Origin of the sequence: Dendronalium phyllosphericum CENA369 (genome assembly GCF_016056275.1) — a bacterium.
Classification (GTDB): Bacteria; Cyanobacteriota; Cyanobacteriia; order Cyanobacteriales; family Nostocaceae; genus Dendronalium; species Dendronalium phyllosphericum.
Genome location: NZ_JAECZA010000036.1, coordinates 1 through 21,457, shown reverse-complemented (window position 1 = coordinate 21,457; position 21,457 = coordinate 1). Strand labels below are relative to the sequence as shown.

22 protein-coding genes and 1 pseudogene are annotated in these 21,457 nt (G+C 39.5%); 12 read left to right on the top strand and 11 right to left on the bottom strand.

Going from position 1 to position 21,457, the window contains the following annotated elements; genetic code table 11:
- Positions 1–3 precede the first annotated feature (3 nt).
- The 9 genes from I8752_RS11120 to I8752_RS11075 all read left to right on the top strand — a co-directional run bounded on the left by I8752_RS11120 (position 4) and on the right by I8752_RS11075 (position 12,684).
- Positions 4–711 (top strand): hypothetical protein, encoded by a 708-nt coding sequence (locus tag I8752_RS11120; RefSeq protein ID WP_225895599.1) that lies wholly within the window; start codon positions 4–6, stop codon positions 709–711.
- A gap of 367 nt (positions 712–1,078) precedes the next feature.
- Complete coding sequence (locus tag I8752_RS11115) at positions 1,079–2,182, top strand: hypothetical protein (protein ID WP_225895598.1); 1,104 nt, start codon at positions 1,079–1,081, stop codon at positions 2,180–2,182.
- 39 nt (positions 2,183–2,221) lie between these two features.
- Entirely contained in the window at positions 2,222–3,016 is a 795-nt protein-coding gene (locus I8752_RS11110; RefSeq protein ID WP_214432372.1) for a hypothetical protein, read from the top strand.
- Positions 3,013–4,545 (top strand): TrbI/VirB10 family protein, encoded by a 1,533-nt coding sequence (locus tag I8752_RS11105; RefSeq protein WP_214432371.1) that lies wholly within the window; start codon positions 3,013–3,015, stop codon positions 4,543–4,545. Before I8752_RS11110 ends, I8752_RS11105 begins: the two co-directional genes overlap by 4 nt.
- Positions 4,542–5,432 carry a hypothetical protein gene (locus I8752_RS37290; protein WP_225895597.1) on the top strand — a complete coding sequence of 297 codons (891 nt, stop codon included), beginning with the start codon at positions 4,542–4,544 and terminating at the stop codon, positions 5,430–5,432. The genes I8752_RS11105 and I8752_RS37290 overlap by 4 nt, the downstream gene beginning before the upstream one ends.
- 69 nt (positions 5,433–5,501) lie before the next feature.
- Entirely contained in the window at positions 5,502–7,262 is a 1,761-nt protein-coding gene (locus tag I8752_RS11090) for a type IV secretory system conjugative DNA transfer family protein (protein ID WP_214432370.1), read from the top strand.
- A gap of 180 nt (positions 7,263–7,442) precedes the next feature.
- Complete coding sequence (locus I8752_RS11085) at positions 7,443–7,934, top strand: relaxase/mobilization nuclease domain-containing protein (protein ID WP_214432369.1); 492 nt, start codon at positions 7,443–7,445, stop codon at positions 7,932–7,934.
- Between the two features lie 332 nt (positions 7,935–8,266).
- Complete coding sequence (locus I8752_RS11080) at positions 8,267–11,896, top strand: DUF3854 domain-containing protein (protein ID WP_214432368.1); 3,630 nt, start codon at positions 8,267–8,269, stop codon at positions 11,894–11,896.
- A 5-nt stretch (positions 11,897–11,901) separates the two neighbouring features.
- A complete protein-coding gene (locus I8752_RS11075; RefSeq protein ID WP_214432367.1) occupies positions 11,902–12,684 on the top strand; it encodes a hypothetical protein in 783 nt (260 codons plus the stop codon).
- Positions 12,685–12,766: 82 nt separating this feature from the next.
- On the opposite strand, the gene I8752_RS11070 is transcribed toward I8752_RS11075, so the two are convergent.
- On the bottom strand, positions 12,767–13,531 hold the full coding sequence (locus tag I8752_RS11070) for a sensor histidine kinase (protein ID WP_214432366.1): 765 nt from the start codon (positions 13,529–13,531) through the stop codon (positions 12,767–12,769).
- 386 nt (positions 13,532–13,917) lie between these two features.
- Between I8752_RS11070 and I8752_RS11065 the strand changes: the two genes are divergently transcribed.
- Positions 13,918–14,571 carry a response regulator transcription factor gene (locus I8752_RS11065; RefSeq protein WP_214432365.1) on the top strand — a complete coding sequence of 218 codons (654 nt, stop codon included), beginning with the start codon at positions 13,918–13,920 and terminating at the stop codon, positions 14,569–14,571.
- Here I8752_RS11065 and I8752_RS11060 read toward each other — a convergent pair whose 3' ends face one another.
- From I8752_RS11060 to I8752_RS11045, 5 genes are all read right to left on the bottom strand, one after another.
- Positions 14,572–15,168 (bottom strand): DUF6753 family protein, encoded by a 597-nt coding sequence (locus I8752_RS11060; protein WP_214432364.1) that lies wholly within the window; start codon positions 15,166–15,168, stop codon positions 14,572–14,574.
- Positions 15,168–15,866 carry a hypothetical protein gene (locus tag I8752_RS11055; RefSeq protein ID WP_214432363.1) on the bottom strand — a complete coding sequence of 233 codons (699 nt, stop codon included), beginning with the start codon at positions 15,864–15,866 and terminating at the stop codon, positions 15,168–15,170. Before I8752_RS11055 ends, I8752_RS11060 begins: the two co-directional genes overlap by 1 nt.
- Positions 15,867–15,943: 77 nt before the next feature.
- Positions 15,944–16,252 (bottom strand): hypothetical protein, encoded by a 309-nt coding sequence (locus I8752_RS37285; protein WP_225895596.1) that lies wholly within the window; start codon positions 16,250–16,252, stop codon positions 15,944–15,946.
- A 33-nt stretch (positions 16,253–16,285) separates the two neighbouring features.
- The gene (locus tag I8752_RS11050; RefSeq protein WP_225895595.1) at positions 16,286–16,999 is read right to left on the bottom strand and encodes a nucleotide-binding protein; all 714 of its coding nucleotides are present in this window, start codon (positions 16,997–16,999) and stop codon (positions 16,286–16,288) included.
- A 34-nt stretch (positions 17,000–17,033) separates the two neighbouring features.
- Positions 17,034–17,360, bottom strand: a complete 327-nt coding sequence (locus tag I8752_RS11045) for a hypothetical protein (protein WP_214432362.1) — start codon at positions 17,358–17,360, stop codon at positions 17,034–17,036.
- Between the two features lie 461 nt (positions 17,361–17,821).
- Here I8752_RS11045 and I8752_RS11040 point away from each other — a divergent pair, with 461 nt between their 5' ends.
- Complete coding sequence (locus I8752_RS11040; RefSeq protein WP_225895594.1) at positions 17,822–18,526, top strand: hypothetical protein; 705 nt, start codon at positions 17,822–17,824, stop codon at positions 18,524–18,526.
- A gap of 83 nt (positions 18,527–18,609) precedes the next feature.
- On the opposite strand, the gene I8752_RS11035 is transcribed toward I8752_RS11040, so the two are convergent.
- From I8752_RS11035 to I8752_RS11020, 5 genes and pseudogenes are all read right to left on the bottom strand, one after another.
- Positions 18,610–18,963: a Spx/MgsR family RNA polymerase-binding regulatory protein gene (locus tag I8752_RS11035; RefSeq protein WP_214432361.1), complete on the bottom strand. Its 354-nt coding sequence runs from the start codon at positions 18,961–18,963 to the stop codon at positions 18,610–18,612.
- A gap of 207 nt (positions 18,964–19,170) precedes the next feature.
- Positions 19,171–19,359 (bottom strand): annotated as a pseudogene (locus I8752_RS11030) (hybrid sensor histidine kinase/response regulator); the annotation flags it as partial.
- A gap of 59 nt (positions 19,360–19,418) precedes the next feature.
- Complete coding sequence (locus tag I8752_RS37280; protein WP_225895600.1) at positions 19,419–19,556, bottom strand: hypothetical protein; 138 nt, start codon at positions 19,554–19,556, stop codon at positions 19,419–19,421.
- A gap of 3 nt (positions 19,557–19,559) precedes the next feature.
- Positions 19,560–19,871 (bottom strand): tyrosine-type recombinase/integrase, encoded by a 312-nt coding sequence (locus I8752_RS11025; RefSeq protein WP_225895593.1) that lies wholly within the window; start codon positions 19,869–19,871, stop codon positions 19,560–19,562.
- A 35-nt stretch (positions 19,872–19,906) separates the two neighbouring features.
- A complete protein-coding gene (locus tag I8752_RS11020) occupies positions 19,907–20,137 on the bottom strand; it encodes a hypothetical protein (RefSeq protein WP_214432359.1) in 231 nt (76 codons plus the stop codon).
- 646 nt (positions 20,138–20,783) lie between these two features.
- Between I8752_RS11020 and I8752_RS11015 the strand changes: the two genes are divergently transcribed.
- Positions 20,784–20,948, top strand: a complete 165-nt coding sequence (locus tag I8752_RS11015; protein WP_214432358.1) for a hypothetical protein — start codon at positions 20,784–20,786, stop codon at positions 20,946–20,948.
- Positions 20,949–21,457: the final 509 nt, after the last annotated feature.

Here is a 21,457-nt window from a genome sequence, read left to right as displayed (position 1 = left end):
ATCATGAATAAATTAACTATTAGTGCGATAGCTGCTACTACTTTTAGCAGTTTATTTATCGCTGCGCCTAGTTATGGTATCAGTAGTAACGATTTTTTTAGTTCTATCGCTTCGGATCTTAAAACTGAAGTTGGGGAAATTCAAGCCTGGGCAAAGGAAGAAATTAACAACGCTTGGGCTGGCATCAAAGAAAACGCTAATGCTGCAATTGACAATTCTATCGGACAATTGGGAGCGCCTGACCCAATTGCATCAAGCGAACAATTATTTGATTCGCTCAAGGATGATTATTCTTATCCTGTTGCTCAACAGAACGCACAAGAGCTAGAGCGTCAACTAACTCTGGCTTCTGTCGCTAGTGTTATCAGCAAAGATGGACAACAACAAACTCAAGCCAAGATTGACACTACTGCACAGATCGCCCAGCAAGCAAAAAGTATTGTTGATGAAGCTCAGAATATGGATGCCTCTCAAAATGTTCTCAAAGCGATCGCTGCTCAAAATGGCTTAATTGTCTCCATGCTGGCACAGCAACGTACAGACTCTTTGATGGCTAGGCAAGATACTTCTTACTCCAACCTGATGCTGACGCAAGTGGCAGATAGTCTTGACTCCCAACGGAAAAAGGAGAACTCCTCAGAAGATGGCAGATTATCTCTATTACATGAAGTCGTACTTAATGCACGGCTAGATCCTACTTTTAAGGATTAAAAATTATGAGTGCGCGGATATTAAAAGCCAATCCAAGTCGCAAGTAACAAGTAACAAGTCGCAAGTGTTAAGAAAAATTGGTTTATTGCCCTTGACTTTAGTTATGGAAAAAATAGAAACAATTGTAGCGTCTTTATCTCAAGCCCCCACTTTCGATATGGAGTAAGTAGGTCGGTGTTGAAAATTGTCGTTGTGGCAAGGCAGGAGGCAGAGGGCAGAAGGGAAGAGCTTTTTGCTCAACTTTACTTTCCGTTACATAGTTCGTTTTTTTTGCGCCGTTCTACTTATTACTTGCGACTTGTGACTTGGCACTAGACTTACTGCAATTTTGTATTTTCAACACCTAGCATTCAGGAGAATTTTGTATATGTCCCATATGTACTATTTATTCGCACAAACAGGTCAACTGGTGGGGGAAGCAAACAATAATGCGATCGCTGTTGCCGAAGGGTTTAACCAATTGTGGGAGCGAACTATAAGCGGTGAAGTTTACAGAAATATGTGTACTGTTGGCGCTTTATTCGCTGTGGCTACGTTAACTTTTTTCATGATTGAATGGACAAAAAAGATGATGGCGGGAGAAGAACAAAGGACTTACACTGATTTTATTTGGCCTTTAATAGTTGTCCTTCTACTAAGTAATAACGGTAATCTTTTGGGACAATCAACTTTAGGTATTAGGAATTATATTAACAATGTAAATACATTACTTCTTGGAACTACTGCTGCTGGGCTAGACCTTAGAGAGGCATACGAAAAAGCAATCGGAACCGAAGCTGCTCGCTCTGCTGTTGGTGTAACTATTAACAGGTGTCAAAATTCGTCATTGAGTCAGCAAGAACAGATAGAATGTCTCAACAAAGCAAAAGAAGATTTGAAACAGAGGTATCCAGGTAAATTCGGTGCTGACGGATTGTTTTCTTGGTTCATTGATGCGATTGATGGTGCTGTTGATGCTTTTAAAGATTTAAGTCAACGTAATGCCACCCCAATAGATGTACTGTTATCGCCTATTAATGCTTTCGTGGGGTCTGCCATAACAGACATTATTACTATAATTTTAGTCGGGATGAACGGAGCTTACCAGTGGGGAATTGAATTAACTATGCTGGTGACAGCGCTCCTTGGGCCAGTGGCGGTTGGTGGTTCTTTATTGCCCTACGGAGCTAAGTCTATTTACACTTGGTTAGTGGGATATTTCAGCGTAGGTTTTGGCAAACTCTGCTTCAATATTATTGTTGGTTTCGCCGGACAATTGGTAGCTGATTCTAAAACTTATCAACCGATGTTCTTCCTATTTACTATTGGTTTAATTGCCCCATTTTTAGCTACAGGTTTAGCGGCTGGTGGTGGAATCGCTGTTCTTACTCAAATTAATAAAGCTGCTGAAACTTATAGTTCAATCGCCATTGAAGTCACTAAGGGTTTGATAACTAAAGGCGATAGTTTAGTTGGAAAAATGGCAAAGTGATAACAACGCCCATATATCCTTACACCCTTAGTTAAGATAATGCTGAATTTCCAAAAATCTTCTTCCACAAAAAAAGAGCCATTACAATTACTCAGATACAATAAATATGTGACAACTAGAGTAGGGATCATCTCTCTAGTCGGTTTTTCAATGGCGGCGTTATCTCTGTTGTTACAATTCCTCAATTATGGCGCGGTTTCTGTATTAAATAGAAAGCAATTAGCACTAGTACAATTATCGTCAGGAGATACCATTACTGCCAGAGCAGTAGATCCTCAACAACGGTCTGATGAAGTCATCAAGAAGTTTGTATCAGACACGTTTATTAAAATGTTTAATTGGGATGGGTTAGTACAAACTTTTAATGAGAAAGGCGAACCCATCACAAAGCAAGATACTGGAGTGGAAGTAGGCAAACTTAATAATAAATCTAATAGCAGAGTAGCGACTTCTTCTTATAATGCTGCCTTCGCTTTAAGTGAAAATGGCGGATTTAGAGCCGCGTTTCTGAAAAAATTAGCTTCAATTACTCCCAAGGGCATATTCAATGGTGATACGCAAGTATCTTTAATTCCTAGATTTATTTCACAGCCACGGCAACTCAGAGATGGTAAATGGGAAATAGATTTTATTGGTACGCTCGTAACTTTTGAACGTAGCGATAATTCCGGTAAGGGGATTACTTTTAATAAAACCATTACACTTTCGTCGATTTCTAATCCAGAGTATATCCCTGCTAATACTAGCGAATTAGCTAAGAAAATCTATGCCGCCCGCAGAGCCGGATTAGAAATTACCGAAATTGTCGATTTAGATTTGGGCAAAAGAAAATGAGTGAAGAGAATAATAAAAATGGATCTGTATCGATTTTAGAGGATTTGCTCTTGATAGATGATGCTACTAATAAAACTAATGGAAATAAAGCACCAGAACCGGAAAGTTTATTAGTACCGACTAAGCACACATTTGTCACTTCTCCCTGGTCAAGACTGGCAATAATTACTGTCCCTTTTGGAGTTGGATTTTTAGCTATATTCTTGATGCTCAATGGTGTTTTCAATCCCGCACCAACCCCAAAGATTGCTCTTAAAACGCAGGAAACACTCACTACTAAACAAGCCCAACAGACTGATGATGACGATGGCGATGCCCGTGCAAAACTGGCTCTATCCGACCAAGCTTCGGAACTGAACAAGATTAACAAAGAACAACCAGCACGAGTAGAAGTCTCTCAAACTCAAAAGGTTGTGCCATCCACGCCGCCATCGCCACGTCCTGCACAGCGCTCTGTTCAAACCTCACAACCACGCCCTGTACCTCGAACTGCATCACAGCCGATTAGAACATACACTCCGCCAATACGCACGAGTTTTTCTCCAAAGCCTTCTATCTCTACGCGGACAGTCACATCCATAGATCCCCTTGAACAGCTTAAAAAACTCCGTACTATCGGTTCCTACGGCAAAATCGCCTATGCCGAAACTAGCACCAGCGACCAATCTTTATTAGACCCGGCGCAAAATCAACCAAGTGCAGCTGATGAACAAACTGATTTCAATAATGTAGGTAACGATCTTGTTGAACAAACCACACCGCAAAACGTACCTGACTCGATTGAAAAAATCCGCCCCCGTTGGCAAGCCCAACCTCTTGCTAAGTCAGATAAATATTTAGACCAGGAAAGACAAATACTTGAAGGTAAACAAACTCGCTACCTTAGCGTTGGTACTTTTGCTACTGGTGTTCTGGTTAGCCCATTAGTTCAAACCACAGTTAACAGTTCAGGGCAGACACAAACACCAACCCCTAATAGCAATAGGTCGGTTGCTAGACTAACCCAGGATTTACGCGATAACTATGGGGAAGTGGCAATCAAGGCTGGTACTCTGTTGGCAGTCGAGTTAGTTTCGGTTGATAGAGGCAGTTACGCGATCGCGTCGGTTCGAGCCGTCATTAAAGATAATACAGAGTATCCCATATCTGCGGGTGCGATTTCCGTGACCGGGGAAGGTGGTCGTCCTCTGTTCGCCAAAAAATTTGAGAACAGAGGAGGCGAGATTGCCCGTAACGACTTGTTTGGTGGTGCCGTGTCTGCATTGGGAAAGGTTGGCGAGATTATCAATCAACCCGATACCGAACAAGAATGGGAAGACGATTATGGCAGAACTCGTCGGCGTACCAGTGGCAACCGCCGTAATATTACTGGAGCGTTGATGGAAGGTTTTTTCGGACAGATCAGCCAAAATATGAACCAACGCAACCAACGTGCTAGTCAAGAAATTCTCTCTCGCCCGAATGCTTGGTTTATCCCACAGGGAACCAAAGTCACCTTTAATGTAAATCGCTCTCTAGAGTTGCCATGAAAAGCATAATTAACACAGTTACAAGCGGCACTCTAGCATTGGCGATCGCTGTGACTCCACTCTCCACAATTGCCGCCCCAGTCGTTCGCACCATCAAGCAATCGCAAGCTAGTGGTACGACTGCCAAACTACAAACTATCAACGTTTGGAATGGTCACGGTGTAGCAATTTCTTTCTATGAAATTGGCGAAACAATCAAGAAGGTATGGCTTGACGATCCATCGCAAATTCTGCTTGACACAGATGGGTGCTTAGAAGGGCTTGACCAGAATTGCCCCAATCCCGGTGCTGGGCTGATTCATTTACGGCGGATTAAACGGGTCAATATCCCAGGCTTACCGCAAACATCCACTACATTGCTCACAGTCATCACGCAATCGTCAACCGGGGAACGCAAAGCTTGGGATAATTTACCCGGATTGAGGACTCTCGACCTTTCATTTGTTGCCAAAGTGGATCTGCCATTACGAGATATTGAGGCGAATCGTACTCGCTCTATCTCTGGTAGTTATCAAGAGGGTTTTAATGTTCCCTGTTTACAGAATAATTGCGCTCACATGGAGATGTCCGGTATTGGTAAGACTACTGGTACTCAGTGGATTTCCGGGAAGTTTCAGAAAGTTAATGGTGGATTTGGCCTTTTAAAAACTCTCAATCGTGGTAAAGAGCCTACTGGTCGAAATCCTTTTGGTTCCAGTTTTAAGCAAGTTGTTTGGAATATTGATGAAGCAAGTGGAGAAGTAGAAACTGCTATGTTCTTCCGCATCTGCAAAAGGATTCCCTTTATTGGACGAACTTGCAGCCCATACTTTATTGGGCCTGTGCCTTTTATTGAGTACCGAGAGAAAGACCCCATAGTTTTAGGTCAGCCAAATTCCTTACCTTAACTAATATCTTTGATGATGAATTAGCGTCAATAGCTAAGGAAGTAGACCTCATATTACCTTGGTAAAAGTATGAGTAAGTTTCTAAAAACTACTACTGATAATAATCAAGAATTTCGCTTCGAGCAATTACAAAATCCACATCATCCTGTTGGCAAGTACACTCATCAATTATTCACTCTCAATGGTCTAACAATTTTATCCTTACTGGGTGCTTATATCCTGATGAGGGTATTTTTTGGGGATGGACACAAAAAGAAAATAGCTACTAGTTATTGGGGCGGAAGTAAAGAAATTGCGACAGCCAAGAAAAAGGCATTGAAACAAATAGAATCACCAAAATGTGATAGTGCGGCGCTTTACATGGGTAAACATCAAACTCAAAATGCAAACACTACTTTTTATATCCCTGATGTGCAACGGGGTACGGCAGCCATTGGCGCACCCGGTAGTGGTAAAACTGTTAGTGCCATCAACCCGATGATTTACTCGGCTATCGAACAGGGATTTCCCTGTATAGTTTATGACTTCAAATACCCATCTCAAGCGAAAGTTGCTGCCTATGCCAAATACAAGGGCTATGATGTTCACATCTTTGCACCGGGATTTCCTGAATCTGAAGTTTGCAATCCACTTGATTTTTTACGTGACAGTAGCGATGCAGAAACGTCAAGACAAATTTCCACTGTCATCAATAAAAATTTTCGACTTTTGGGCAATTCTACTGAGGATGGTTTCTTTGGCCCATCTGGGGATCAATTAACCCAAGCCATCTTGATGTTAGCTAAAGAGTTCGGTCAATTCGCAGATGTTATGACTTGCGCCGCCATACTTTCTAGCGAACAAATGGTCAAACGCCTCATGGCTGCTTCTCTCAATCCTTGGGTCAAAATTGCCTTCGGTCAACTGTTCAGTTCTGCTGCGTCTGAGAAAACCGTTGCGGGTATTGTCGCTACCGCCAGTATTATGTTTACTCGCTTCATGGCGAAAAACACGCTGGGCTGTTTTGTCGGTAAGACAACTTTACCTCTAGAAATCAAGGGTAAGCAGATGATTATTTTTGGACTAGACAGAGAACGCCGAGATGCAGTCGGGCCTCTGATGACCAGCATTTTACACATGACCATCGCCCGAAATATTGCCAAAAAGCGACAAGACCCACTCATCGTTGCACTCGACGAATTACCCTCGATTTACTTACCTGACCTCTACAGGTGGCTCAATGAATCACGTTCTGAGGGCTTCTGCGGTATTATCGGCTTTCAAAATATGGGGCAGCTTGAGAAGAACTACGGTAAAGATATCGCTAAGGCTATCCTTGGTGCTTGCAGCACTAAGTTCATCTTCAATCCTGGTGAGAACGAGTCGGCGCAATTATTCTCTAGCTTTTTGGGTGATGAAGAGATTAAGTACAAGCAAAAAAGCCGTTCTACTGGTAGTAAAAATAATAGCACTAGCATTAGCGACCAAGAAAAAACTAGAAAGCTTTTTGAATCGGCTCAATTTCTGAAACTCGTTGCTGGCAAATGTGTTTTTATTAATCCTGCTTATGCCAATAAAAATGAGGGGTCTGTTCCTTTACTCAAAAATATCAAAATTAATGAGTTACTCCAAAATGTTGATAAATATAATCAACTTAAATGGGCAAGAATTGTCAGTTTACTAGCTAGGAAAAGTACACAGAATTTTCCTTCTCAGCAAGATTTAGCTTTGCGAGTTAAGCAAGTTGAATCGCGCTTTCCCATTCCGAAAAATCCTCAAGCTGTTTCTAGTAATCCTGGTCTGACATCAAAAGATGTTAATACTATGGTTAATTCTGAGATCGGGTTTTAATGTAAAAATTCACGTAGACAGAATACAGAAATCAGAATTGATCGAATTTTGATAATTAGTACTTCTAGACTATTAAAATCTCTGTCTTAGTAAAGCTTAATTTCTTAATTATTCTGTATTCTGATTTCTGATTCCTGAATTCTTACGTTTTAATATCAAGCACATAATGGTATAACAATTATGAAAATGACTATTGAAGAATTGAAGATTAATAATTTTGACTTTCTTGAAACTTTATCTCAACAATATCTTCTCGCCAATGGCAGTTTTATTGATATTAATCTTTCCCTGACTCAGATTATTGACGACTTTAATACCTTATCTGGCACTAGACCAAAGCTTAGAAGTTTGGGCATATATACTCTTATCAGTTTAAAAAACATTTATATTACACTAAATCAAGAATCTTGCCTGAAAATTGTTGACCAATATATTCACGGTATCGGCTGGCATGATTTGCAGTATATCTGTTTTTTAGATATTCAGCATAGCAATATTTATATTCATATTATTTTTAATCGTGTTACACTCCAAGGTCAGCTCCTCGATATCAGATGCTTGGGGGCTAACTGGCAACAATATGAGATTCTGCGTCAATCTTGTTCTCTCATTATCGAAAACCCCGTTCATAACAAATATTTGCAACGACGATTCTGTAACTGTTGTAGTTAAACAATAGTGTGGCTGATTAATTTATTTGAGTTCATGATTATTTTTTATCAAAACTCCGTGGGTTTAATACCATTTCACGAAAAATCTGATACAGATCCAAACCCCGAAAACTTTGCTGCATCTAGGTTTTTTAATTGCGAATTGCGAATTGTGAATTGGTATAAGACCCCGGCTTCTCAAGCCGCAAGTATGTGTTTGTGAGGTCGCGCATCCCCTAGAGCAAAACTGTACTTGCGACTTGCGACTTCTTTAAAGATTCCACACTTGATAGCCTTTTGAGAGATTCAGTTTTATTTTTTCACTACACCCACAAGAGCCACACTCTAATAAATATGTTTGACGAACGACATCTACAACTCACTTCCGCTTACGCTAGAGCTAGTCAGCATTTTATTCGAGCTTTTATTTATCCTTTAGGAGAGTTTGTTTATAAATCAATCGAAGAAGCTATTGATTTAAAATGTCGAATTGAAATAGGGGAAGAAACTTATTTCCTTACTCCTGATGAGGATGGTGGCTGGAAATGGTCAAAGCTTGAGCGAGAAGTTGTTGACGCAGAATTTGTTGAACTCGAAGAATTATTAGAGGATTTATTACCGCCTCTTTTACCAGGGAATAATACAACACCTCTTGACTTTCCTCCTAATGATTCTCCTCCGCTTATACCAACTCCCAATTCTCCCCTTAATCTTCCTCCTTCTGCTATGTCGCTTGAGTTCATGGCCATATCATTAGAACGTCAAAATGCTCCCTTCAACGAACAGAACAATTACCAACCATTAGAAGGGAAGCAAGATACAAGAGATTCAACTCCAGTTAATAACAATAGTTTTTATTTAGATGAAATTGCAGAGGAAGTTGCACAGGAAGTTGAACCTCCAAATGAATTAGAACCCCACGATCAATCATCTTCTTTACTTGAGCAACCAAGTTTCACCACTCATTTTTCAACTTCTGTAACTGGGGTTTGTCCACCACACATAGATTTAAATCACTGGCAAGAGCTAATCAACAAGAGCGCGATCGCTCCATCTATTGCCGAGTTAAATTTCAAAAGTCTACACATCGACCCAGCAGAGCAAGAGCATGAAGCGTGGGAATATCTCATGTACAGCGATAAAATAGAACGCATCAACCTGGGACGGTTAAAAAGTGATATGCTCCGCACATACTCTCATATTGAGCATGGCGGCTGGTGGTGCAGCGGTGGAGTTGACCCTCGTTCATTTACTCATTTAAAACAAGCAGAACAGCCACTACAAAAGCCTTGGGGTTGCTATAAGCCTAATCAACCCAGAGAAAAACCCGATGAACAAAAGAACTCCAAAAACTTTTTCAAATTTCTTCAAGACTCGGAAACACCCCAAAAGCCAACCAAGCAAATCGATAAACCCAAAAAGTTTATCAAATATGAACATCCACCGAAAACTGGAACGAGTATTTTCCTACTAGATGTCCCCACCGACATAGAACAGCGCATTTACTCCAAAGCCAGAGTCAACCCCAGCCAAAGCGATCGCAGCAGCGGATTTTGGTACTGCGTATGGAAACACAATGTCCCAATCACGATTACGGAAGGAGCCAAAAAAGCTGCTTGTTTGTTGAGTCAAGGCGAAGCCGCTATTGGTGTACCAGGAATTTACAACGGTTATCGTAAGGACGATGAATTTGGCAATCCCACTGTGGCTTTACATCCTGAGTTAGCTGTTTTTGCTACTAAGGATCGCCACTTCAAAATCTGTTTTGACTACGAAACCAAAGCGAAAACCAAACGCAACATTAATATTGCTACTTACCGCACTGGTAAACTTTTAGAAATGGCTGGATCTACAGTCAGCGTTGTTAAATTACCAGGCCCCCATAAAGGTGTTGATGATTTGATTGTGGCACAAGGGGCAGATGCTTTCTTTAAAGTATTTACTGCATCTGTTCCACTTGATGAGTGGTGGCAAAACAATACTCCACCTAATTTACGTTTAGTTGTTTTTCTTAAAAATGGTCAAGAACTTCGGCTTTATGAACAAAAAGGAGATGGTACTGTGACAACAACTCCTGAAAATATAACAGAGCAGCCCATTGATGAATTTCTTAAACTTCCTTCTTCTAAATCCCCTACACATTTGTTAGTTCCTAGTACACCAATCATAGACGCAGAATTTGTTGATACCGATATAGTTGAGGGTGAAACACCCGCTACTCCTCAAACACCTGTCGTTACCACAAATACAATGGAACAGACTGGCTCTTGGTCTAGGAAACAAGAGGTCACACTTTATCAACAGAATTTTTTTAGAAAGAGTTTAGAAGCTAGAGAAAATCAACAAATAGCTTCTGTCGCTTATGCACTACTAAAAAAGTATGGGATTGAGCAAAAAGATACTACTGATGGCCAGGCTAACGGTAAAATTTATCAAGCTGATGCTTTTATTATTAAAAGTCATGGAGATAAATTCAGTATTTACCGTCGCCATAATGAACAACAGCTGATGACTTTTCAAGCAGATCGGTGGGGTCATGTTGGTAATATTAAACTTTCTTACGGTGATGAAGAAGAGAAATCTCAACCCAACTCGAAAAAGCAAATTAGTATTTTACCTATTGAAAGGCAAGAATTTTTGTTAGTTGCTGATTACCTGAAAGCTGGGAAACAACTACCTTCCGTCGATGCAGACCCGCGCCAAATTGCATCTACTCTTTCCTCGCTCTCCCCTAAAGGTACGCATAATATTTTAGAAAGTTTTAAAGAAAAAGAGGTATTAAAAATTTTAACCCAAACTATCACTAGTTTTGGACAAGACGACTTAACTTTGGGTAATTACCGCATTCTTTTCCAGCAATGCACTGACAATACATCTACTCTGCAACTACTCAAAACCGAACACAATGGTATTACTAGGGAGGCTGTTCGTTTTGAACTTGAGCGTACTGAAACTGGGATGACTCACCAAGTCAAAGCTTTGGCTATCACTGAAGCTGATTTGGAGAAGTTAAGACTATTGGCTCAAAAACTGCATATTAATTATCAATCTTTATTTGGCAACCCGACATACACCCGTGACATCGACTTGCCCCTTCATCCCGAAATTGCCCGTAATTTAAACGAGGAACTGTCATATCAATCTACTCAATCTACGCCCAACGTACCAAATCGCAAGACACAATCAAACTCACAAGCAGCAAGCTCTAATTCTCTAAAGCAACACAACGCTGTATCACATTCAACTACACCAACACCTCAAACTACAACACCATCACAGCCCAAATTTTCTTCTAACTTAGATAAAGTTTTGCTACCACTACATCCAGTTTTGAAACAATATTGGGAACAGTTAGTCTTAGATGGTTCTTGGAATAAGGCTGTCGCGCAAGGACATTTAGAATTTCAATCTAAGATTCAGCAAACTGGAAAATTAACTGTTGGCGAACAACGCGAACTTTACCAGCAAATTCAAAATCTTGCCTGGAGTGAGATCCTTCACAATGGGCGTACTAATATTGTGCTTCCACCATTAGCCCACATTGTTAATGATTTGCGCTCGCAGGCTGTTCAACAACCACAGCCACAGATTTCTTCTGAAGAGAAGCGCGATACACCCATGCCTCTCCACAGAGACATTGCCTCTCATTGGCACGATTTAGAAACTAATAAAACTTGGTCTAGTGTTGCCAATCAGTACAACAATCCTTTGCGCCAAAAGCTCACTACAACTGGTAAGCTGACTATTGGGGAGCAACGCGAGCTTTATCAGAAAATTCTACTTCAAAGTCTTGTCGAGCAGCACAACAAAGGGCAAACAAATATTTCTCTTCCTCCCTTGAGTGATGTCGTTCAGGACTTGATGAATGCTCGTAGCCAGATTATTAATAATACCTATACGCCCAAGGTTGAAGTACATTCCCAACATCAAAAATCTCACACTCCACAACAACCTGCTACTAATTCACAGGAATTAGAATTGTAATACCTATGCAATCTAGCTCAGTGTCCCAAACAATGAGTTTCATCAACCACGACAGTAGCTTTTCTGACAACCAAATGGCTTACAGATTGGCGCTGATGATGGAGAAATATCCAAATACACCTTCACAATCAATACAGTCAACCCCCGCACTAGACATCACAGAGCGCGAAAATATTATTAATGAGATGAAAGCCACTCTATCTCTTACACAAAATGCTCAAAGTACTGAAGATTACAGGCACTCTCTCAAGAATAAATACCTCAAGGAGTACACGCAAAAATTACGACTACATCAAGCTGACACTCCAGAACATAATAGTTCCAGAGTTGAAAATTTAATCAATGAGAAGAAAAAGACTTTTTTACAACAAATGTTAAATTCTCAAGGGCGTAAGTTGCCTTTAGTCGATAGCCAACAGCCAACACCAAAGGAGAGTGAAAATAACGAGGTTGTCAAAAAATCTCTGATTCCGGCGCTGATGAACATTGTCATGACCAAGGGACACAATACCAATAGCGGACGCATTTATGAGGGCATCGCTTATCGATTGCAACTATTGATGAGAGAGGGGATGCAGCGTCTGACTGTTTGGCGCAAAAGTGATAATCAGTCGGCTTTTAGTGCTTACAAAGCTGATGGTAACGAAGAATACAAGCTTATTCACAACAACCTTTCTCCACAAGAAACACAAAAGCTGATCGACTTTGATATTAGGCAACAACAGCAACAGCCACCGCCACAGCAACAACAAAACGAGCGATTTCCTGACGGCCCAGACTTAGACTAATTAAAATACCCGACAAACAACCCTAGAAAGTACACGCTTACCAAGATATAGCGCTTCGTCACCCTCCCGAATCCTGTTCGCATCACACAGGTAACGCATCTTGCAACCTCTGCGATTTGGGCAACATCCTACCATCAACCCCATAAATCCCATCATCTTTGTAAGGGAATTGGATGGTGAATTTAGTTCCTTGTGTGGCTACCGAATCTACTCTTATACTCAGTCCGTGAGCATAAGCCACTATCCAGGCAATATACAACCCCATTCCTCTGCCCGGCTTCTCAGATAACCTACTCTGGGGCGATCGCCAAAACGGAATAAATATATTGGAGAGTTGTTCGGTGGCAATCCCACAGCCGGTATCTTCAATCTCAATGATTAAATCATCACCTTGATTGAGCAGTCTTAAAAAGATATCTCCCTTTTTGGTGTACTTAATAGCGTTTGTCACAAGATTGCATAACATTCTGTCAATACTTATACTATCACCTCGTACTTGCGTTCCATGCTTGTATGAGGCTTGGGTTTGATAGTGCAGATTCAAGGAGTAGTACTGCGCTATTGGCTTGAATTGGGAGTAGTTTTTTTGTAAAAAAACTAACACATCAAACTGGGTTACATTAACTACTCCAACTTCTTCATTGACTCTCCTTGATTCAATTAAGTCTACTCCTCGCTTATTTGTCTGTTGTAGAGCTATGAGAAACGGTCTGATTTCTTCTAACGAGCACCCATAAGCACCATCAATTATTTGATTCACAATTAAAGATGCTCCTTCAAAAATGTTGGATACGTCGTGTAACAGAGCTGCAAAATCCAACTGTTTGCTGAAAACTTCTTTGTGCATAACTATACTACTAATGATATATTGTGATTTTTGCTACTTCTAGCTATAAATAATAATTCTGCTTGAAGTTTTAGATTTTTTTTTGAGGTTTCAAAAAACGTCAGAATTCAGGAGCCAGAAGGGTTAAAGAATGAGGAAAAATATTTAATGAACCAATTTACTATTTTACTAGATACCTCTAAATTCTGACTTCTGACTTCTGGGTACTGAATTCCTACCAAAAACCTTTTCTACAATCAGCTTTTAGTATTAATATTTTTTTATTGATTATGGACTAAATTCTTGATGGAATATCTATATTTTATCTTTATATATACAAAAAGTAAAATACTTAACATCAACAACTATGTTATAAATATTTAGTCATCTTATAATCGAAGTGATCTATGATTCGATTAGCGCTCATTGAGGATGAAGAACTCATTAGGTTGGGAATCACTACTGCTATTAATCAACAACCAGATATGCAAATGGTCGGCGTTGCTCGTACTGGCGCTGAAGGGCTTAATTTAGTTAAGGAATTAAATCCCGATGTCATTTTGGTGGATATCGGTTTACCCGACATCTCTGGGATAGAAGTGATTAAACAGGTCAAACTCAATCGCAACACTAAAGTTATTGTTCTTTCTTCCCATTATTCTCAAGGCACTGTTCAATCCGCTTTAAATGCTGGCGCTGATTCCTACCTTCTCAAAAAGAACAATGTTCCTCTTTTGTTAGAAGCCATTAAAACAACTTTTTATGACCATCAGTCTTTTTTTGACCCTTGTATTAGCCGACGGGATTTTTTATACCAACAGAAAATAAAGGGGAAGACTTATCAAGATAATCTCACTGACACTGAAATCCAAATTGTTTCTTTGATGGCAACAGGTTCTTCTAATAAAGTTATTGCCGAGCAGTTATTTATTACTGAAAGTACCGTTAAAGGACATATTAACAAGATTTTTGCTAAGTTAAATGTCAGCGATCGCGTCAATGCTCTGATTGAAGCTAGTAAACTTGGGTACATCGAACAAGATTACCTGAAGGTAGGTTAGCTACTTACCTACTTGAATTAAACAATAGCCCTGGGTTTTACTCTGCTGTGTTTGACAGGCTTCAATTGCTGCTTGATTCTTCAATAGTAATTGATACATCTGTTTTCCTTCTTGGGATTTTGCCCATTGTAGAATCTTGAGATCGTTGTGTGATACTACTACTGATTGATTTGTTCCTATATTTTGCACCAAATTCCATGTGGTCAGCGAACCCAGCAAAGTACTGGTCGCCGCTACTATTCCACATACTGCTGATACTGTTCCTAACCCCCAGCCTCCTTGCACTTTCATCCTTGCTGTGCCAGTAGGCTTAATTTTTTTCATCTCATCACGCACGGCACTAGAGACAATTGTATAGTGCATTGACTTGGCTTCTTTGCTTGTCTTCTCCAGTTTTTGGTCTATCAGTGCTGCCCACGCTTCTATCATTGCCTCCATTCTTGCCTGGAGGTCTATCATCGTTTCTTCGTATCGACCCAACGTTGCCATCATCTTAAACGTTGGATCGTCTGGCGTAATCCCTAGTTGGTAGGCTCCTTCAACTATGCGCCTTTGTTCTGATGGCGAGTAGCCTTGTAACATTTCTTGTGGTGTCATCAATCAAGCCCTAGATATTTAATAGCCAAATTGTTATTCATCACTGAATCACGAAACTTTTTAATCCACTGAAAAATGAAGCTTCTCCAAAATAAAATTATTGATAGATCCTGACAAACTTGTGAATATGGTTTACCAGACTTTTCCATCGCTTGATAATGATTTCGATGTAGCGCCGTTAATTCTATTTCTGTACCTCCTATCATTAACAGATTTTTCCGTATCTTTTCTTCATATTCTCTAAATTCTGGTGCAAAATGGTAGTTTTTTACCACCACATAGTTTGCGTTATTAGTCGCAGTCTGCATGATTTCATTTAAATAATATATACAGTCTGTCCTGTGAGAAATAGGTTGGATAAATGTTAAAATCCAACCAAATTTTAATCCAACCTCAAATAAACTAGCACTCTCGATATATTGAATTATTTTTTCAATATCTTGTCCGGGCATATCAACAATCATCACATCTAGCTCAGGATGATTTAAGTCATCTGTCATTGCATCGGCATCATCATTTAATAAATTAAATTTTTTAATGGTTGCTAATTCTTCATAAGCCTTAAATACGGGGAATGATTCTTGGTTATAAACCTTTATCCGTTTTTCTTGTTGGGCTAACATTTCTAGCAATAGCTTGATAACTGTAGACTTCCCCACCCGCGCATCTCCTACAGTTATAATCAGTCTCTTGGACATTTTTATTTCCTAGTTATCGTATCAATATAAATCAGAAGCCTATTCAAGTTACTAGATTAGACTTCTGATTTTTATTTTTATTCAGATAAAAACTTTTCTATACCAAATAAATCTTTTAGTGGCTTTATTTGCCCTTGAAAATTGTTCAACCAGCTTAAGATTCTACCAAATACAGACGGGTATTCATCTTGTTCAAGCCCTTGCCTAAATGTCAGATTTTTAACATCTAAATAATCGTAGGATTTTTTTGCTAATTTTGGCATAATTATACTTGTAAAAGTATGACCTTTTGCTTTTACTTGCTGCTCTATTTTTTTTATTTCTTGTGAATTATCATAAAAACTAAATTGTTCTACCTCTCCATAAAACAAATTTTTTACTATCACATAGTCAACATTATTTCCACAGAAACTATAAAGTTATAATAACTGATTTATACAATCAACTATTGTACTTATAACTATTACTATAGTTACCCGCATTTTACATTTATCATTTACTACGCCTAAAAAACCCATCTCTTCTATTAAAGTTTTCAAAGTTGATAAGAATTGAGATGGTGTTTCTAACAGTATTAAAGATTGTTCTACTTGAATTTTTCCATCTGCTTTAGACTGAGGATAAACTATTTCTTTTAAATTATCTAAGAAATCATCTAATTTATCTGAGTTAGATATATCCAAAGGATAAATATTAGAGTTTTTTCCATAAAATCTTATCAAGTGTGGATTAGAACTGTCCGCATCTAATCCGACGAATCTTACTGCGTTATCTATATAAGTTTGCGCCAACCCTCTGGCAAATGTTGACTTGCCAACACCCCCTTTATCTCCTGTCACCATTACTAATCTCCTTAGTTGTTCTGGATGGCTATTTTTATTGTTATTTCCTTTATTGCCTGTGGCTCCTCGATTTTTAGGCTTTGTATTAATCGGGTCTTTTTTTGTCGGATTATTTGACTGTGTATCATTAGAGTCTTTTTCTGTCGGATTATTGGATTGTGTATTATTAGAGTCTTTTTCTGTCAGATCGTTAGACAATGGCTTATTTGGCTCTGTGTTACTAGTGCTTATTTCTGCCAAACTGCTACTCATATTTTGGTTGTTTTCTTGAAGCGTGTCAAAAGTTGTCATTTTCTTTTCTTCCTTTTGATATTCATTAATTTTTTTACAGATACTGCCTTTGAAATATCGGTCGGATTGTAGTTCTGACCCAATGCACAAATTTATTAATCAAGTCCGCTTTGACAATCGTTTTCAAGCTATTGATGGCTGTAAAATTTAAAGTTTTTATTTTTACTACCTGTTCTTCAATAACTACATAACGTTCTTGACTGTGGATATTTATCAGCACTACCTTTTCATTATTTAATTCTGCTGCAACAATGTTGAACACATCTTCGGCAAATATCTCTAGCCCTAATGGAGTAGAGATTACCCGCACCGTGCTACCTAAAGGGTGATCGAATTCCCAATATGTCCATACTCTTCCCATTTTTAGATTTTTCTCTGTGCTCACTCTATCTATGCCATATTTGACTCCACAGATGAAGCTATTTAGGTACTGTTTTTTTCAATACCGTAGTTTCTTGATTTTTTAAAAATACGTTATATAATTACCAGCGTTCATTTTTAGCTCTCAAATAACGTAAGGATTCAGGAGCCAGAAAAAGGGTAAGAATTCAGGAGTCAGAATTCAGAATTCAGAATAGTTAAAAAAACTAGGTATATTTTGATAAATCAAAGTAGCAATTGTACTGGAATACTTCTACATTCTGACTTCTGGGTGCTGAATTCTTACAAAAAAGGAAGTCAGAATGCCTAAGTGAAAAGAATGTTTTGCAGCATAACTAAAAACTGTTAAAACTTGATTGCATATATAAAACAAATATGTATAATACTTGCAGCTCGTAGTTAAGCATTTGTTAAAAGTAGATATTGGGTCAAACAAGGAAATTGGGAATTAATTTTCGCGCATCAAATTTTGGAGTTTTTATGAGTAAAAGAAAAATATTTACAGCACTTATTTCAATCGGTGTAGGACTATGGTTAGGAGCTTGTCAGTCTGGTGACGACAAGGTAAGCCAAACGCAGAAAGATTCGCCGCTTGCTTATGCGGCGACAAGTGATGAGCAAAGCCCAAAAGATAAGCAGTTGCAGGAATATGTAGAAAGCACACCCGACCTACACAGAATAAGTTGGAAAGTCTGTGGCGACGGAAAACTTAGCGTTACGATGAATGAACAGATCAATAAAGGCTGCAACGAAACCAGAAACGAACCAGCTAAGGGATTTTTTCAACCTGCTTATGTTTGGGGGCCAGTTGAGGAAATAAAGTTTGTAAATAAACGACATTTTACTCCAAGCCTTCAAATCGTAGGATTATTTGTGAAATCAAGGGGTTGTGTGAGTTTAGGTCAACCAGGAGAGGAAAATTTCTATCGGGTAGCTGAATTTACGCTAGAAAAAAATGCAAATTTACCAAAAGATGCTAGAAGCGAGTTAATTACAAAGGAACAGAAAAAACAGATATTAAACGCAACGATCAAAGATGCTGATTTAGAGTTGACATCACTCAAAAATTTTGGCGTGTCATCTAACGGACTAATACCCACAGGCCCAACTTGTCCAACTATTGAGCAATGGCACAAAGGTTTTTAATTCATTTATGTATAGCCATTCTAGATTGGGAAAGAGTATTATCTCGATCTACGCAGAATGTACCCAAGATGCTGGTTTGGAGATTAAATTCCTAATTTTTCTAGAATGACTTTTTCATCTTTGAAACCTACCAGCACGGCTGTTCCATCTTGAACAAAAAGCGGACGTTTGAGCAGCATTGCATCTTTAGCAAATGCCTCAATCCACTGTTCATCAATCCAAGTCTTCTTTTCATCACCCAAAGCGCGGTATGATTGCCCAGAAGGATTCCGCATGGAAGCACAACCCAAAGATTTTACCCAGTTTTCGATCTGCTCACGGGTAGGCGGAGTTTCTTTGGCGTTAATAAATTCATAGTCAATGTTGTGCTTTTGCAGCCAGTTAAAAGCTTTTTTGCAAGTGCCGCAGTTTGGGATGCCGTAGACTTGAAGGGACATAAAAGATTAATCAACAATTTCCATGACATATATATACACATATTTAGTATAATTTCTTGCGCTCGCTTTGCTCTTCAGGCGCTCGTCATTTTGAGTGCTGATTCTGGAGTTGGTTAAAGAGAAAGTGTCCAGTGTTAGCCGCCGTATAAGGACAGTTCATCAGGGTAAAGTAGTCATTTGAGATCCTTCCAGTATAAGGACAGTTCATTAGGGTAAAGTAGTCATTTGAGATCCTTCCAGTAAAACTACAATCGCTCTGATTAACTCCTCTGGCTCCACAGGTTTTGACACATGCTGTTGAAATCCAGCAGAGAGTGCCTGTTGTTGGTTAAAATCCCCAGCATAGGCAGTAAGGGCGATCGCTCTTACTTGTCCACCCTGCTCTTTTGGCATCGCAATAAGCAAGCATATTATCAGCGAGGTTTAAGGGCTATGGAGCTTATACAGCAAGCACTTTAGGAAGCTTGTCGCCCCTTGAAATGGCAGACATTTGGATTCCAGCAGCCATCCCCGTCTGCCCCATGCAATACTTTCGCTTTCGATGTTGGCAACTTAGCACACAATTGGCACTTCGGATCGAGCGGCTTTGGCATGTCCTACTCCACCTCTTCCTCTTCCCCAATGGCGCGGTAATAGGCAGCGATCGCCGCTTGTTGTTCACTACGCAGTGTATACCGTCGAAATGCTCTATCAGATTGATGTCCTGTCAGCTTCCATGCATGAGTTGGGTAAACACCCAACAGTAATAAGTCTGTAGCATAGGTATGACGAAACGAGTGCGGATGTAAATCTTCAATGCCTGCGATTTCCCCGATTTTCTCCACAGCAAAGTAAATGCCGTGGTAACTCAAGCGTGAGCCAAGGTATGAGACATGATGTGAAATCATTAGTGGGGTTAGGCTATTCAAATCCTCTCCTTGAGCAGAGCGCGATCGCAGTTGTGCTAAAACTCTATTTCACACCCTTCAACAATTCCGTTATATGCCGTAATTTCTTGAGTTTTGAGATGCGGCGGCAGTGAGTCATCATCAAAGGTCAACGTTACAACATGAGTATCTTTGATGCTCATAGAACATTTTCTGATATCGGTTACTTTTGCAGTCAACCCATTTCTTGTGCCAATCAGATACTTTACTGGTTGTCCGATTTTGAGATCGGTAAGGGGTACGGCCATTGGTTATCTCCTGTCTTCCCAAAAGCAAACTCTTGAGCGATAAATTTCGAGATTAATTTATCTGCACAGAGAAATTAGCCAGATACAGCTGCTGTACAGAAATGTCGGTTCGCAGACTAATTGAAAAATTTTTAACGGAGTTATAGGGGTTCTAGCTTTTTATGTCGCAGACAAGCGTGAAAATTGGTCGCTGAGTACATGAAAAATTCCTGCCAAATTCGCAGACTAATTGAAATTTTCTACCAAATTGGGGGTAAAAGGCGCAAAATTTATAAGGGATAAGGCTTTGGTGTAATTCTCTTTTAGAGAGCGATCGCCGTTTTCTACGAAAAAATCAGGGTTCCACAAACATAATTTTCAAGCTTGTCCGCGAATATTTTCAAGCTTGTCTGCGACAATTTTCACTTTGTCCGCGAACCGACAAGAAAATTGTAGAGACAATGTGGGTTCGCGCATAAAGTGAAATTCTGAGGACGAATTTACAGGGTTTTCAGCCCCTCTAATTCGCGCATAAGGTGAAATTGATTATGGAGTAGGCGTTTGAGCTAAAGAGCGACTTCGCACATAAATTGAAATTTTGCATCTGAGGACAGAAATTCACAGTATTTCTTGTAATAGTGATAGTGCTTTATACCTAACAACCTAAATGTTACGTACAAAAGCTACTTGGCTACCTTCTTATCAAGAGTGTATTAGCAATTTCATAGACCGGGCGATCGCACTTGAAAAGTACGTTTTTAAAAGCATTCGGGCTTTTGTTAAATCAAAGCAGAAAATTTCATATAGTCTGCGAATTGACTATTTGGCTTAAACCCTTGCCTCACAATCGATTTCACTTTATGCGCGAATCTCGATGCCCCAAACTCCTATAAATTCGTTGTTCAAATTTCATCTTATGTGCGAACCCACAACAATTATCAAAAGCCACAAACTTGCCGTGTAGATGAGGTATAGACAACGGTATAGAAAATATTACCCCGCTTGACTTCCAACAGACGCATCTGGCGAACAGCGTGTGTAGACGTGGTACAGAAAGCTGTCTATACTGCCTTGGCAGCAAAAACAAAATTAGTTTTTGTATAGATTAAGTAGTAAACAGAGTAGAGAAAGTTTTGTCTTGATTGAGTTTGGGAAGAGACTGCTTGAGAAGAGAGTGTAGAAATGGTACAGACGGTTGTATATACAGTAAAAATTGTTTCGAGTAGGGGAAGAGTAGTTACTACACAATACTAATAACACAAAGGTAAGCTGATTGCTGATGGGGAGCAACGCGATTTCGTGAGGTGGCAAAGCTGGGGGAGCAGGGGAGGCTGGGGAAGC

Coding starts and splice junctions, on each gene's coding strand:
- I8752_RS11120 (WP_225895599.1), top strand. CDS start 4: ATGAATAAATTAACTATTAGTGCGATAGCTGCTACTACTTTTAGCAGT.
- I8752_RS11115 (WP_225895598.1), top strand. CDS start 1,079: ATGTCCCATATGTACTATTTATTCGCACAAACAGGTCAACTGGTGGGG.
- I8752_RS11110 (WP_214432372.1), top strand. CDS start 2,222: ATGCTGAATTTCCAAAAATCTTCTTCCACAAAAAAAGAGCCATTACAA.
- I8752_RS11105 (WP_214432371.1), top strand. CDS start 3,013: ATGAGTGAAGAGAATAATAAAAATGGATCTGTATCGATTTTAGAGGAT.
- I8752_RS37290 (WP_225895597.1), top strand. CDS start 4,542: ATGAAAAGCATAATTAACACAGTTACAAGCGGCACTCTAGCATTGGCG.
- I8752_RS11090 (WP_214432370.1), top strand. CDS start 5,502: ATGAGTAAGTTTCTAAAAACTACTACTGATAATAATCAAGAATTTCGC.
- I8752_RS11085 (WP_214432369.1), top strand. CDS start 7,443: ATGAAAATGACTATTGAAGAATTGAAGATTAATAATTTTGACTTTCTT.
- I8752_RS11080 (WP_214432368.1), top strand. CDS start 8,267: ATGTTTGACGAACGACATCTACAACTCACTTCCGCTTACGCTAGAGCT.
- I8752_RS11075 (WP_214432367.1), top strand. CDS start 11,902: ATGCAATCTAGCTCAGTGTCCCAAACAATGAGTTTCATCAACCACGAC.
- I8752_RS11070 (WP_214432366.1), bottom strand. CDS start 13,531: ATGCACAAAGAAGTTTTCAGCAAACAGTTGGATTTTGCAGCTCTGTTA.
- I8752_RS11065 (WP_214432365.1), top strand. CDS start 13,918: ATGATTCGATTAGCGCTCATTGAGGATGAAGAACTCATTAGGTTGGGA.
- I8752_RS11060 (WP_214432364.1), bottom strand. CDS start 15,168: ATGACACCACAAGAAATGTTACAAGGCTACTCGCCATCAGAACAAAGG.
- I8752_RS11055 (WP_214432363.1), bottom strand. CDS start 15,866: ATGTCCAAGAGACTGATTATAACTGTAGGAGATGCGCGGGTGGGGAAG.
- I8752_RS11050 (WP_225895595.1), bottom strand. CDS start 16,999: ATGACAACTTTTGACACGCTTCAAGAAAACAACCAAAATATGAGTAGC.
- I8752_RS11045 (WP_214432362.1), bottom strand. CDS start 17,360: ATGGGAAGAGTATGGACATATTGGGAATTCGATCACCCTTTAGGTAGC.
- I8752_RS11035 (WP_214432361.1), bottom strand. CDS start 18,963: ATGTCCCTTCAAGTCTACGGCATCCCAAACTGCGGCACTTGCAAAAAA.
- I8752_RS37280 (WP_225895600.1), bottom strand. CDS start 19,556: ATGCCAAAGCCGCTCGATCCGAAGTGCCAATTGTGTGCTAAGTTGCCA.
- I8752_RS11020 (WP_214432359.1), bottom strand. CDS start 20,137: ATGGCCGTACCCCTTACCGATCTCAAAATCGGACAACCAGTAAAGTAT.
- I8752_RS11015 (WP_214432358.1), top strand. CDS start 20,784: ATGTTACGTACAAAAGCTACTTGGCTACCTTCTTATCAAGAGTGTATT.